Annotated in this window: 9 protein-coding genes; 6 read left to right on the top strand and 3 right to left on the bottom strand. The window is 59.2% G+C overall.

Features of this window, described 5'->3' with window-relative positions:
- Positions 1-1193: 1193 nt before the first annotated feature.
- Positions 1194-2549 carry a DcaP family trimeric outer membrane transporter gene (locus ACESTR_RS12870; protein ID WP_014776498.1) on the bottom strand — a complete coding sequence of 452 codons (1356 nt, stop codon included), beginning with the start codon at positions 2547-2549 and terminating at the stop codon, positions 1194-1196.
- Between the two features lie 385 nt (positions 2550-2934).
- Between ACESTR_RS12870 and ACESTR_RS12865 the strand changes: the two genes are divergently transcribed.
- The 6 genes from ACESTR_RS12865 (at position 2935) to ACESTR_RS12840 (ending at position 10160) form a co-directional block, all read left to right on the top strand.
- The gene (locus ACESTR_RS12865; protein WP_227042809.1) at positions 2935-4104 is read left to right on the top strand and encodes a metallophosphoesterase; all 1170 of its coding nucleotides are present in this window, start codon (positions 2935-2937) and stop codon (positions 4102-4104) included.
- A complete protein-coding gene (locus tag ACESTR_RS12860) occupies positions 4095-5171 on the top strand; it encodes a dihydrofolate reductase family protein (protein WP_227042810.1) in 1077 nt (358 codons plus the stop codon). Before ACESTR_RS12865 ends, ACESTR_RS12860 begins: the two co-directional genes overlap by 10 nt.
- Before the next feature lie 104 nt (positions 5172-5275).
- Positions 5276-6733 (top strand): TolC family protein, encoded by a 1458-nt coding sequence (locus ACESTR_RS12855; RefSeq protein WP_373179350.1) that lies wholly within the window; start codon positions 5276-5278, stop codon positions 6731-6733.
- A gap of 12 nt (positions 6734-6745) precedes the next feature.
- On the top strand, positions 6746-7735 hold the full coding sequence (locus ACESTR_RS12850; protein WP_195291505.1) for an HlyD family secretion protein: 990 nt from the start codon (positions 6746-6748) through the stop codon (positions 7733-7735).
- Positions 7736-7744: 9 nt separating this feature from the next.
- Positions 7745-8923, top strand: coding sequence for an ABC transporter permease (locus ACESTR_RS12845; protein WP_014776503.1), 1179 nt, complete (start codon positions 7745-7747; stop codon positions 8921-8923).
- A gap of 1 nt (position 8924) precedes the next feature.
- Positions 8925-10160 (top strand): ABC transporter permease, encoded by a 1236-nt coding sequence (locus ACESTR_RS12840; protein ID WP_014776504.1) that lies wholly within the window; start codon positions 8925-8927, stop codon positions 10158-10160.
- A gap of 168 nt (positions 10161-10328) precedes the next feature.
- Here the strand turns inward: ACESTR_RS12840 and ACESTR_RS12835 are convergent, their stop codons facing one another.
- Both ACESTR_RS12835 and ACESTR_RS12830 read right to left on the bottom strand, forming a co-directional pair.
- A complete protein-coding gene (locus tag ACESTR_RS12835) occupies positions 10329-13283 on the bottom strand; it encodes an outer membrane beta-barrel protein (RefSeq protein ID WP_130062761.1) in 2955 nt (984 codons plus the stop codon).
- A 150-nt stretch (positions 13284-13433) separates the two neighbouring features.
- Positions 13434-13898, bottom strand: coding sequence for a DUF4890 domain-containing protein (locus ACESTR_RS12830; RefSeq protein ID WP_130062762.1), 465 nt, complete (start codon positions 13896-13898; stop codon positions 13434-13436).
- Positions 13899-14019 lie beyond the last annotated feature (121 nt).

Here is a 14019-nt window from a genome sequence, read left to right as displayed (position 1 = left end):
CATTATTCTCATGTAGGATTTCATTCCGTCGTGAATAATATAACATAGGCCGTAGCAAAAACAGAGGAGGATACTCATCATATTTCCATGGAGCACTATAAAATCTGAGCGTAGCAGGTTGAAGATAAACTGGTGGTTACATCTTCATTCAACTTTTTTAGGGGGGCTGGCATTTATGTCGAATGCGCACTCTCTAAATTGCCTCATTATCTGGATTTTATTCCATATTGTCACATATCCCAATAACTCCGGCTTAGCACCTGACTGAAATGAAACAATAGAAAAATATTGGGTCATCAACCGGAGTGAATATTATAGACAGCAAGTTTTTCAGGCTGTAGAAAATGATAAGGCGCAATTTGCCTCCGATAATGATACAGCCATGATTCAATATATTGAGTAAATCGGCTAATTGATGTCCAAGTTAATTTCCTGCTTGTGTTACCAATAATACGACGCAGATCTTCCAATTTTATAGCCTCGAAAATATCTTCCGATGTAAAAGTATTTCCATTCCAGACTTTTTATTTCAAACGTTATATCAACTATATTTAGCCGCTGCTCCGATCTGAAAAAATACACTTCATACGTTGGCAAAAGTAAGACGACGTCTGATGAATATCCGAGATGAATCAGTAAAGTGATTCCAGGAATGAAATCGCTACTATGGACTGTCATTGCATTGAGGGAATTCGAGATGAAAATGGTCTGGTTGAAAGTAAACCATCCTGTAGTCATGGACTGCGGAAGAAAATCGCAATTCCGAAATCTCCGATTTATTGGGCAAAGCAATTTACACCTACAGATCTTATGGGAGATAGCAGTTCCGATGCAGGAACTCGGTGCCGGACGATGTCTTGACGGTTCGCAGACTTCTTTGGATCTGTTTGTAGAAGGGTTCACATGGATGATCAACATCTAGATAAATGATTCCGATAAGTATAAGCATGTCGTACTGAACCGCAAACACGCTATTGTTTTTAGCAAATTTGCTCGGTCGGAAAATTTTTCGTAGCTTGCAGTAGGTTATTTGAAATGCGGCATTTAGACGCAATAAGCTGAAAATAAATCGTTACCTTCGCGTTACCTATTTTCCTATATAAAAGTTGTAACGACCCGATAAATCGAATCGTTACAGTTTTTTAATCCCGTTCCGCACCGGACCGCCCGAATAAATGACGCCGACAAGGCCGTCAGAAGCTGTACTGCACCATCACGTTCACGCGGTTGGCGTGGTTCTTCATGCTGTTCATGTCCTTGCGCGAACCGTAGAGGTACTCGCCGGCCACCTTGCAGCGCGGCGTGAGCGAATAGAAGATGTTGCCGAAGATATACTGCCCCTGCTTGTACTGGTCGTCGGTGTAATAGCCGTGGCTGCGCTGCACGCGGACGGTCGAATAGCCGCCCGAAACGAACAGGCGCGGCGTGATGTTGATCTGCCCGGCGGCCTGCCAGCCCCACATCGGCATCATGCGCACGAGCGACGGATCTTCGGGATTGGGCGTGAAGTCGAGTCCCGAACCCGTCAGGTCCTGAATATAGGGGGTGATGCCCTCGCCGTAAACGCCGTTCATGAAGAGCCGGAACCAGTCGCAGCACTTGATCGTACCGCTGAACTGCACGCCCCAGCCGAGCAGCGAAGTGGTCGAATTCTTCGAAACCTTGTGCATGTAGGGGTTGCGGATGACGCCCGACGCGCGGATATGGCTGCTGCGGTCGTCGCCCCACGCATACTGCAGATACATCGGGAAGTCGGGCACGCGCTGGTGCATCGGCTTGAAGTTTTCGCCGTAGGTCGCACTCACATTGGGCATTTCGGCCGCAACGCCGAAGGTCATGTGCCGGCGGGCGAACGAAACCTCATAGCGGATCATCGTGGCGAAATTGAAGTTGTAGGCGTTCGGTCCCTGAAAGTCGATGGTCGTGGGCGCGGCCTGCAGGTCGCAGAACGTCGTCACGTCGCGTCCGAGGGTCAGCCCCTTGAACGACACGTAAGCCGAGCGCAGACGGGGCGTATAGCTGCCCTCCGCGCCGCCGCGGAAGTCGGCGTCCATGTAAATCACCACGCGGCCCAGTGCCCGTGTGTTGGTGATCGCCTTCATGAAGAGACGCGAAGTCGAGGCGTCCATCATCAGCTTCTGTTTCGAATTGTAATTGCCCGGAACGGGAATGTCGTAGGGCACGAAGTCGATGTTGTCCACGATGCCGTCGAAGTCGTATCCGGCGCGCAGGCTCACGAAGCCGCCCAGCGAGAACGAGAACCGGTTGTTCTTCGACGCGAATACGAACTGGGGCTTCTCGGACTGCTGGAAGCCGGGGCGGTGCGTCTCGATATAGTCCTGCGTGGCGTTGTCCATCGCCAGCCGGTTGAGCGCCGCGGCCTGACGGCTGCCGCAGCCGCCGCAGTTGTAAACCGTGTCCACTTCGTGCACGGAGATAAGGTAGACCGTGGGCGAATACTCTCCGTTGCGGCCGTCACGCATGTGTCGCTGGGCCGAAGCGGAAGACGCAAGCAGCAGAGCCACAATCAAAAGTCGAAATGTTTTCATAAGCTGAATTGATTTGGTTTTAAATTTGTCCGATATGTTTTGTTTTTGGAGCACAAGCAGTTGATGTTCAAATCCCCGATCAGCAAGTTATATGCCAAAGGATCCCGCACGTCATTCGATCTGCCGGAACGCGCGGCGCTTCCCTCCCGCGGCAAAAGGCGCTCCGCCGGCTCCGGACGGGCTTGATTTGCACGCGGTTTTCATTATCTTTGCCGAAGATAAACTCCCGCACGGACAGGCAGCGTCCCCGGCAGCGGCAAAACGATTTGCCCCAGCCCCCGACTTGCACTATCTTTGCCGTGGATAAACCGCCGCACGGACAGACGCCCGGAAACCGGTTCCGCACCCGGCCCGCATCGTCTTCGTGCGTTAATTAAAATAAGGTATGTTTCTCTGGTTTATTTCGATTCTGACGCTCGCGGCCGCAGCCGCAGACATCATACACTACCGCCGGCTGCGGCGGCGCGGAACCTCCGCACGCAACCTGCGCCTGTTCGTCGCGCTGGCCGCCGCCACCGACGCCCTGCCGCCGGTCATCGCCCTGACCGACGCCCTGAGCCGCGACAACACCACGGGATTCATGCTCTTCGCCATGTGGGCGTTCTGGGTATGGATGATCACCGTCCTGCCGCGCATCGCCTGCTATTTCTTCCGGCTCGTCGGCCTGCCGCACGCCGGCATCGCCGCCGGCATCTGCGTGGCCGCGCTCCTGATCTGGGGCACCACGCGGGGCAGGACGCAAATCCGCGTCAGCCGCACCGAAGTATGCTCCGAACGGATTCCCGCGGGATTCGACGGTTTCCGCATCGTCCAGTTCTCGGACGTCCACCTCGGCACGCTCGTCTGCCCCGAAGCGGAGCTGAGCCGCATCGCGGACAGCATCAACAGCCTGCATCCCGACCTCGTCGTCTTCTGCGGCGATCTGGTCAATATCCGCGGTTCGGAGTTGGACGCCCGCGCCATGCGCCTGCTGGGCGGCCTGCGCGCACCGTACGGAGTCGTGTCGGTCACGGGCAACCACGACGCCGGAGTGTACATCAAGGACAGCATCGCGCATCCCGCCCAAGCGAGTCTGGCCGAGGTCGTCGCACGCCAGCGGGAAATGGGGTGGCGCGTGCTGGAGGACACGACCGTCTACCTGCGGCGCAGCGGCGACAGCATCTCGCTGACGGGCCTTTCGTTCGACCCCGCACTGCGGCACCTGCGCCACGCTCCCGACCTGCCGCCCGCGAACCTGAACGCCGCCTACCGCGGCGTCCCCGACTCGCTCTACAACATCACCGCCGTGCATATTCCCCAGCTCTGGGACCAAATCGCCGGAGAGGGATACGGAGACCTGACCCTTTCGGGCCATGTACACAGCATGCAACTGAAAATACGCCTTTTCGGACACGCCTTCTCCCCGGCGCAGCTGATCTACACGCGGTGGAGCGGCCGCTACGACGAAAAAGGCCGCACACTCTATATCAACGACGGCACGGGATACGTCGCATTCCCGATGCGTCTGGGCGCATGGCCCGAAATCACACTCATAACGCTGAAAAGATGCGGATAACACTTTCCGCCGCGGTTACGGCCGACGGCTTTCTGGACGACAACAGCCCCCGGAGGCTGATTATCTCGACGCCCGAAGACTGGGCGGAGGTCTACCGTCTGCGCGCCGCGCACGACGCCATTCTGGTCGGCGCCGAAACACTGCGGCGCGACGACCCGTCGCTGCTCGTGCGCGACGAAGAGGTCCGCGCCCGCCGCAGGGAGCAGGGATTGCCGCCCGACATCGCCAAAGTGACGCTAACCGGCACGGGCGAACTTTCGCCCGGACTGCGTTTCTTCACCGAAGGCGAGGCCGAACGCTATGTGTTTTCCCCGCACGAAATAGATAGTTTACAGCGCATTGCGACGGTTATATCAACCGGAGAACCAATTACGGCGAAGCTGATCGTCACCCAGCTGGAGAAGCGGGGCGTCGAACGGCTGATGGTCGAGGGCGGGGCGGCGGTCCTCCGCATGTTCCTCGGCGAAGGCATGGCCGACACCCTGCGGCTGGCCGTCAACCCGCAACTGCGGCTCGGCTCGGCGGGCGGCGCGGAATTCCGCTTCACACCGCCGCAGGGCACTCCGCAGACCCGCGAAAACTTGGGCGGCATGGAGGTCACGACCTACACGCTGCATCCCGACACCTCCGCCGCAGACCTGCGTTTCCTGAAGCAGGCCGTGGACGAAGGCCGCAAATGCACTCCCAGCGCCACGTCCTACTGCGTCGGCGCGGTCGTGGTCACGGCCGACGGCCGGATCTTTGCAGGGCACACGCACGAAACCTCGCCGACGCACCACGCCGAGCAGGAAGCCATCGCCAAGGCGCTGGCGGCCGGAGCGGCGCTCCGCGGAGCCGCCATGTACTCCTCGATGGAACCCTGCTCGCAGCGGGCCAGCGAACCGGAGAGCTGCACGCAGCTCCTGCTGAAATACGGATTCGCCCACGCCGTCTTCGCGCTCTACGAACCCGGCTGCTTCGTCTGCTGCCGCGGTGCGCTCACCCTGCGCGAAGCGGGCGTCGACGTACGGGTCTATCCCGGACTGGCCGGGGGAGTGTGGGAAGCCAACGCCCACCTGAAGCGCTGAAACCGGCGCAATTTATGTCCATAAGGGCCTAAAATTGGCCTCTTTTACCGGAAAATCGCGCAACATATCGGGATAACTTATATATTTGTGTTTTAAACGTATTGATGAATATGAAAACAGCAGTCGGAATAGCTTTTGCGGCGGCATTCGCAACCGTCGCCCCGCTGTCGGCGCAGGAGGTCAAGCAGACGCTTTCGCTCGACGAGGCGATCGCCGTCACCCTCACGGAAAATCCCGCGATGAAGGCAGCCGAGTTCGAGGAGAAGGCCGCGATGCAGGAGCGTCGCGCGGCCATCGGCCTGCGCATGCCCCAAATCAACGTCACGGGCGCCTATGCCTATCTGGGCAAGGACATCGGATTCGACTTCAACGAGATGAAAGGTCCCGCCAAGAACCTCGCGGGACAGCTGCTGGGAAGCGGGCTGATACCGCCCGAAGCGATCCCTTCGATCAACGGCCTGCTCAACCCGCTGCTGAACGCCGACTGGTTCCTCACGCTGCAGGACCGGAGTCTGGGGTTCGTGGGTGGCGGGGTGACCATGCCGATCTGGCTGGGCGGTAAGATCAACGCCGCCAACCGCGCCGCACGCATCAACGAACGCACCGCCGCAGAGCAGGGCAACCAGACGCGCAATGCCCTGATCTCCGAGCTGGTGGAGCGTTACTTCGGCCTTGCGCTCGCCATGCAGGTCGTCGAGGTGCGCCGGCAGGTCGTGGACGGCGTGCGCCGCCACCTCGAAGACGCCATAGCCCTCGAAAAGAACGGCATGATCGCCCAGAGCGAACGGCTCTACGTCGAATTCAAGATGGCCGAGGCCGAGCGCGAGCTGGCCAACGCCAAGCTGCAGGCCGAAACCATCGCCAGCGCACTCTCCAACACGCTGGGACGCGAAAACGCGTGGCAGCCCGTGACGTCGATGTTCATGATCGACAAGGTCGAGGATCTGGCTTACTATCAGGATCTGGCGCAGGACCGCAACCCGCTGCTCAATCAGGTTTCGCTCAAACGCCAGCTGGCCGAGGAGGGCGTCCGCGTCCAGCGCGCCGAATTCCTGCCGCAGGTGGCGGCCATCGGCGGCGGTTCGTTCTACAACTATCAGGTTTCGGGCATCGTGCCCCGCTGGGCCGTGGGCGTGGGGGTCAATATCAAGATCTTCGACGGCCTGAACCGCGAATACAAATATTCGGCGGCCAAACAGACCGCCCGCCGCGTCGGCGCCCTGCAGAACAAGGCCGGCAAGGATATTTCGGTGCTGGTCGAGAAGCTCTACAACCAGATGATGAACTACCGCAACCAGATGACCTCGATCGACGCGTCGCTGAACTTCGCCGAGGAGTACCTCCGCATGAAAAACGCCGCCTTCCTCGAAGGCATGAGCTCGTCGTCGGACCTGATCGACGCCGAGCTGAACCTCGCGGGAGTGCGCACCGAACGTCTGCAGGCGGCCTACAATTTCGACCTGCTGCTGGCGCAGCTGCTCGAAACCGCAGGCATCAGCGACGAATTCCCGGCCTATGCGCGCCGCAGCGACGCACGGCCCGTTCTGTTCGATAAAAAATAAAAACCGAAAAATATGAAACGCAGCAACATCATTGGAATCATCGCGGCCGCCGTGGTCATCATCGTGTCGGTCGTACTGATCAGCTGGTACCTCCGCAGATCGACCCCGACGCTGATTCAGGGCACGGTGGAGTGCACGACCTACAAGGCCTCGTCGAAAGTGCCGGGCCGCATCGACGACATGAAAGTCGAGCAGGGCGACCGCGTGGAGAAGGGGCAGCTGCTCTACACGCTCTCGACGCCCGAACTGGAAGCCAAGCTCCAGCAGGCCGAAGCGGTCAAGAGCGCGGCCGCGGCGTTGGATCAGGCCGCCATAGCCGGCGCCCGCATCCAGCAGATCGAAGCGGCCATGAACATGTGGGAGAAGGCGCAGGCCGGGCTGGAACTGGCGCGCAAGACCTACGAGCGCGTGAAAAACCTCTACGAGCAGGGCGTAGTCCCCGAACAGAAGATGGACGAAGCGTCGGCCAACTACAAAGCCATGGAAGCCACGGCGCTGGCCGCCAAAGCGCAGTACAATCTGGCCATGGACGGCGCCCGCAAGGAGGACAAGGAGGCTGCCGCGGCCCGTGTCCGTCAGGCCGAAGGAGCCGTCAGCGAAGTCGAATCCTACATCAGCGACGCCATGGTCTATTCGCCCGTCACGGGCGAGGTCTCGACCATCATCGCCGAGCAGGGCGAGCTGGTCGGCAGCGGCTATCCCGTGGTGGCGATCCTCGACATGAGCGACATGTGGGTGACTTTCAATATCAAGGAGACCCTGCTCCCCGCGATTCGGGTCGGCACCCGCATGAGCGGCTACGTGCCGGCGCTGGGGTATGACGTGGAGTTCGAGGTGACCTATATCGCCGTGCAGGCCGACTTCGCAACGTGGTCGGCGACCCGCACGCAGGGCGGTTTCGACATCCGCACCTTCGCCGTCAAAGCCAAGCCCACGACGCATATCGAAAACATGCGTCCGGGAATGAGCGTACTCGTGGACTGGGACCTGATCGGGAAGTAGGAGAGTGCGATGCTGAATTTCCTGCGTAATACCTATGCCGTTCTGCGACGGGAACTGACGCGTCTCGCGCACCAGCCGATGTATTTCGTGCTGATGCTCGTGCTGCCCGTCGTGTCGTTCGCGTTCTTCGCCCTGCTGTTCAACAAGGGCGTGGCGCGCGACATTCCGATCGCGGTACTGGATCAGGACCACACCTCGCTCTCGCGCAAGGTCACGCAGATGATCGACGACACGGCGACGGCAATGGTGTCGTACGGCATTCAGGACATGGACGAAGGCGAACGGCTGATGCGCGAAGGCAAGATCATGGCGATCGTGCAGATTCCGGCATTCTTCGAGAAAAACATCCTGAGCAACAGCCAGACGCATATCGAGACCTACATATCGGGAACGAACATCACGGTGAACGGCCTGCTGTCGAAAGACATTCAGACCGCCGTGACGACCTTTTCGGGCGGCATCCAGATCCAGCTGCTCACCAAACAGGGACTCACCGAGCTGCAGGCCATGGCGCAGCTGATGCCCGTGCGGTTCAACAAGCACGTATTGTTCAATCCCTATATCAATTACGGCTATTACCTCTCGCCGAGCTTTATGCCCATGATGCTCCTGATCTTCATCGTCATGGTGACGGTCTTCACCATCGGCACGGAGCTTAAGAAGGGTACGGCGCGCGAATGGATCGAGACGGGCAACGGCTCGGTATCGGCCGCACTGCTGGGGAAGGTCCTGCCAGTGACGGTGGTGATGTTCCTCATGTCGCTGGTCATGTTCCTGATCATCTTCAAGGTCGTCGGCGTGCCCCTGAACGGCAGTCTGACGGTCATCCTGCTGAGCACGCTGCTCTTCGTGATGAGCTATCAGGCCATCGCGGTCTTCATCGTCTCGCTGCTGTCGAACCTGCGCCTTTCGCTCTCGATCGGCGGCGGCTATTCGGTGCTGGCCTTCACCTTTTCGGGACTCACGTTCCCGATCATGGCCATGTGGCCCGCCATGCAGTACCTGAGCAGGCTCTTCCCGTTCACCTACTACACCGACATCTTCGTCGATCAGATGCTGCGGGGCGCCCCGGTCGTCTGCTCGCTGCCCGACATGTGCTACATGTCGCTGTTCATTGTCTTACCGCTTCTGTGCCTGCCGCGCCTGCGGACCATCTGCACGGAGGAAAAATACTGGGGGAGGTTATAGCATGAGCCGTTTCACACATCAGATGACCTCTTATTGGCAGCAGATGCTGTCGGTCATGCGCAACGAGTTCCGCACGATCTTCACAGATGCGGGCGTGGTCCTGATCCTCGTTCTCGCGCTGATCATCTACGCCACCGTCTACTCGATGGCTTACGGGGCGCAGGTGCTCCGCAACGTGCCGATCGGCGTGGTGGACGAATGCCGCACGCCGACCAGCCGCAGCCTGATCGAGACCTTCAACGCCGGGCCGAACACCTATGTGGCCTACAACCCGACGAGCATGGAGGAGGCCAAGGATCTCTTCTTCAAACGCAAGATCTACGGCGTGGTCTACATTCCGTCGGATTACGAGGAGAAACTGCTCGGCGGCCTGCAGGCCAACGTCGCGATCTACGCCGACGCCAGCTACTTCCTCATGTACCGGCAGGTGTTTCAGGAGGTCGTGACTTCGATCGGCGCCACGGGCGCGATGGTCGAATTCCAGCGTCTGATCGCCAAGGGAGCCAACCTCCCGCAGGCGCAGGCCACGACCCAGCCGGTCATCTACCAGTCCCACAACCTGTTCAACCCCTATCTGGGCTACGGCACGTTCGTCATGCCCGCGATCATCATGGTCATCATCCAGCAGACGATGCTCATCGGCATCGGCATGATCGGCGGCACATGGCGCGAATTCGGGCTGTACCGCAAACTCTGTCCGCCCGACCGCAAGCGGATGTCCACGCTCCCGATCGTGCTGGGCAAAGCGCTGGTCTACGGCATGATCTATTCCGTGACGACGTTCTACATCCTCGGTCTGCATTACAGGCTGTTCCACTATCCGATGAACGGCGCGACGGGCACAATCGTGGTCTTCATGCTGGCGTACATGGCGGCCTGCATCGCGCTGGGAATCGCCATTTCGACGCTCTTCCGCTACCGCGAGAATTCGCTGCTGCTGTTGTTGTGGACCTCGATTCCGCTGCTGATGCTCAGCGGCGTCTCCTATCCCCGCGAAGGCATTCCCGACTGGCTGTTCAACTTGGGGCAGATATTCCCCAGCAGCCACGGCGTAAACGCCTTTATCCGCATCCAGAGCATGGGAGCGTCGCTCTCCGAAGTGCTGTCCGAAATCAGGATGCTCTGCATTCTGGCCCTCGTATACGGCGGTCTGGCCTGCATCGGCATCCACTTGGTGCTCAACCGCGCGGACAAGGACGACATCCCGGCGCCGCACACCTCCGAACCGGAAAAGTGACGGCGACACCCAAGCATCCGCAGGAACCGCCCCGTCCCGTCCGCAAAAAGGGACGGCCATCGGCCCGGCACACCGGCACAAGGACGAAGCGGAAGCAGGCTTCCGGCATAATCACAAAAAAGACGTCAGGCATTGCACCTGACGTCTTTTTTGTCCGAACCGCACTGGTTACCGCGGACCGTGGAAGATACCCGGAGGCGGCCCGCCCGGACCGCCGGGTCCCATGCGGCGGGGTCCCGACTGCACGACCCCGTCGTAATCGGAGATGTTCTTCGACCCCTTCTTGCCGAAGCGGCGCAGGTTGTAGGTGAACTGCACCATGTAATAACGGCCGATCACGCTGTTGGTCGCATTCTGCGTCCATCCCGAACCCGTCGTGCGGGCGAAAGCCTTGTTGCGGTTGAGCAGGTCGTTCACGCCGAACATGATCTCGCCGCGCTTGTTCTTGAATATCTTCTTGCCGATCCATGCGTTGCAGAGCAGGTACGAATCGTCGTAATCGTTCGTGAAACCGATATACTGCGTGTAAGCCACGCTGCCCGTAAAGGTGAAGCCCAGCGGGAAGACGAACTTCATGTTGCCCTGCGCCCGGTGGTTGAAGTAGCGGTTTTTGGAACCTGACTCGCCCAGCGAGTTGGTCGCTTCGTTGTAGGTGCCGTTCCACGAGAGCGTGAAGTCCACGTTTTCGGAAATATTGCTGCCCAGCACCGTGTTGAAGTCGTAGCCGATATTGCTCGTGTCGTTGCGCTTGCCGCCCGTGATGAATCCGTCGGCGTCCACCTCTCCGCCCAGCATGCTCGGCGTAAGCGAGTAGCTGACGCCCGCCATCACGTTGAAGTTGCTCTTCAGGAAGCCGATCGGAAAACCGTAGCTCAGGTGCGTCCGCAGGCTCCAGTAGCCGTCGAGATTGACGGGCGTGGAGTAGTAGTTGGGCTTGTACTGCACGCCGCCCAACGTGATCGTGCCGGGATTCGACACCACGTGCGTCGCATTGTAGTCGGAGGTGTTCTGCATCGAGAACATCCACATGAAGGTCCGGCCCTTCTCGACGTTGGAATTGATGTAGTGGAAATTGACGCGGTGGCTGTAGGTCGGATTCAGATCGGGATTACCCTTGGTGATATTCTGGGCGTCCGATACGTCGGCCACGTTCTGCAGGTCGGTGATCGACGGGTTGTCGGTATAGGACGATACGTAGAGCCGCAGCGAATTCTCGCGGTTGATGTTCAACTGTCCCATCATGAAATAGGTCACGTTGTTGTACGAATGCCTGATCTTGTCGGCGTCGTCCCGCACGATCTGCCCGTCGAGCGACGAACGCTGATAAAAGACATTGGCGATGAACGTATTGCGCTCCTTCGAATAGCGGAAGCCGGGACCTGCGCTCTGCGTCAGGTAGTTGCTCCGGTAGGAGTTCGAAAGCGCTCCGTCGGGCGCCAGTCCCGCGATCGAATAATCCGCGCCGGTGATATACGACTTCTTGTCGCGCTCCTGATAATCGTACGAAATGCGGTACTGAAGGCTTACCTGCGCATATTTGGCGACGGGTTCCGTGTAGGAGAACTGTCCGCGCAGGCGGTAGCTGCTCGACGGCGCGAGGTCGCGCAGGTAGCGCAGGCGCGTGTAGCCCGTCGTGTCCCATCCCCACGGCGCGTCGACGCCGTCGGGCCGGAGGTCCGAGAGCGGCAGCACGTTCGAGAAGGAGTTCGAGTTGTTGGTGTTGTCCGAGTAGTTCACGTCGCCGTCCACGGTGATCGTACGGCCGTCCTTGCCCAGTTTGGCGCGGTAAACGGCGTTCGTCCGCACGTTGTAACCGTGGCGCAGGGCGTCGCTGCGGTTCTCGGTGCGGCTGTAACCGCTTTCGCCGAACTGCCAGCCCTGCGTCGTGCTCAGCGGGTCGTTCGACTGGTAGCTGAAGCTCGGACGGACCATCAGATTCTGGTTGTCGGAGATTTTCCACTCCAGACGGGCGTTGAAGCGGTGGTTATACGACTCGGTATCCGAGTAGCCGCGCGTCGAGAGCGTATCCACGGGCATCGGCGACTCGTACCATTTGTCGATCGTCGAACGGTTTCTCGTGTCGGTATTGTTGAAGAAATAGCTGCCCTGAAACGACACCTGATCGCGCTTGCCCCACGTATCGGAGTAGTTTACGCCGATGGCGTTCACCGACGCCACGCCGCTTTGGGGGCGCACCATATACTGGCCCACGCCGCCGCGGCGTCCGCGCCCCGAACCGCCCGAAACGCCCAGAATATCCTCGAACGAGAAGTTCTGCTGGTTGATGTTGTTGAACAGGCCGATGACCGACACGCGGCTGCTGCCGCTGAAGATATTGGCGTTGCCGCCCACGACGTATTTGTTCTTGGCTTCGGTCTTGGTGTCGGCGTCGTAACCGTAACCGGCATAGAGCTTGCCGAACTGCCCCTGACGCATGTTGGCGTGCGTAACGATGTTGAGGGCCTTGTAGCCCTCGCCGTCGTCCATGCCCGAAAATTCGGCCGCGTCGCTCAGCTTGTTATAGACCTCCACACGGTCCACGGCCTGCGCCGGAAGCGACTTGATGGCCGTCGTCACGTCCTCGCCGAAGAACTCCTTGCCGTCGACGAAAACCTTCTTGATCTGCTCGCCCTGCGCCTCGACCGTACCGTCCGACACGGTGATGCCGGGCATCTTCTTCAGCAACCCCTCGACGTCGGCGTCGTTGGTGACCTTGAAGGCTCCGGCGTTGTAACTTACCGTATCGCCCTTCTGCGAGGTGCGCAGCGCCTTGGCCTCCTTGACGACCGTTTCGATCTGCACGCCGGGCTTGAGTTCGATCCTGCCGATGTTCTGTTTGCCGGCCGCCACCCGGAAGGTGGTTTCGTAATTGTTGTAACCGAGGAAGGAGACGGTGAGTCTGTATTCGCCGTAGGGCAGCGAGGGAATCGCCACGGCGCCTTTATAGCCGGAAGTGAAATACTGTTTCTGATCCGGAGTCTTGACCGGAGCGACCTCCAGTACGGCTCCGGCAACGCTTTCGCCGGTATCGGCGTCAAGCACCGTTCCGCTGACCGCACCCTTTTGGGCGAATGCGGCCACGGCGAAAAACAGGAATAGGGTTGAGAGTAGTAGCCGTTTCATCTTAATGTTCTGTGTACTTTCTGATTTTGCGCATGCGAAAATAACTTTTTTCCCGCATACGGCCCTCCGACAAGGGGTGAATCGACAAAAAAAGGGCGTCAGCCGACAACCGACGCCCCGACTGCAACAAACCGGTCGATTTTCCTAACCTCACTTTTTCTCCTTTCCGGAGCGCGGTCCGTCGCATTTCCTGTCCCCCGCGCAGGGGGCGCACTTGCGGCCTTCACGCACGGCGGCCTTGTCGCCCCGGCCGTCCTTCATCCGGGGACCGCGGTTCATGCCGTGACGCGGGCCCTGCATCTGCTTCCACTGCTCGAACTGTTCGGGCGTGAGGATGCCTTTCATCTTCTCGGCCTGCGTCTTGCGGTATGCGCGCATCTGCTCGGCCTGCGCCTGCATCTCCTTTATATCCTGCAGGTTGACCTCATAGAGCTGCTTCGACTGCTTTTCGCTGAGGTTCAGCTTCTCGGTCATGCGTTCGGTCTTGCGCTGGGCCATCTGCTCGGCCGTCGGCCGCTCCTTCATCATCGGAGCCTTCTTCGAATCCTGCGCAAAAGCGCCCGTTCCGGCCAGCAGGCACAAAGCCGCGGCGACTGCAAAAATTCTCTTTTTCATAATCTCAAATATCAATGGTTAATTCAATCCGGCAATCGGACCCGTTTCGGTCCCCTTACGATGCAAAGGTAAGGCCAAACCGGAAAAACGGAACGGCAATGCGGGTCAAACGCCCGAAGCT

Source organism: Alistipes sp. DJF_B185 (assembly GCF_964250025.1).
In the GTDB taxonomy this organism is placed as follows: domain Bacteria; phylum Bacteroidota; class Bacteroidia; order Bacteroidales; family Rikenellaceae; genus Alistipes; species Alistipes finegoldii.
This window is presented reverse-complemented; position numbering and strand designations above follow the sequence as displayed.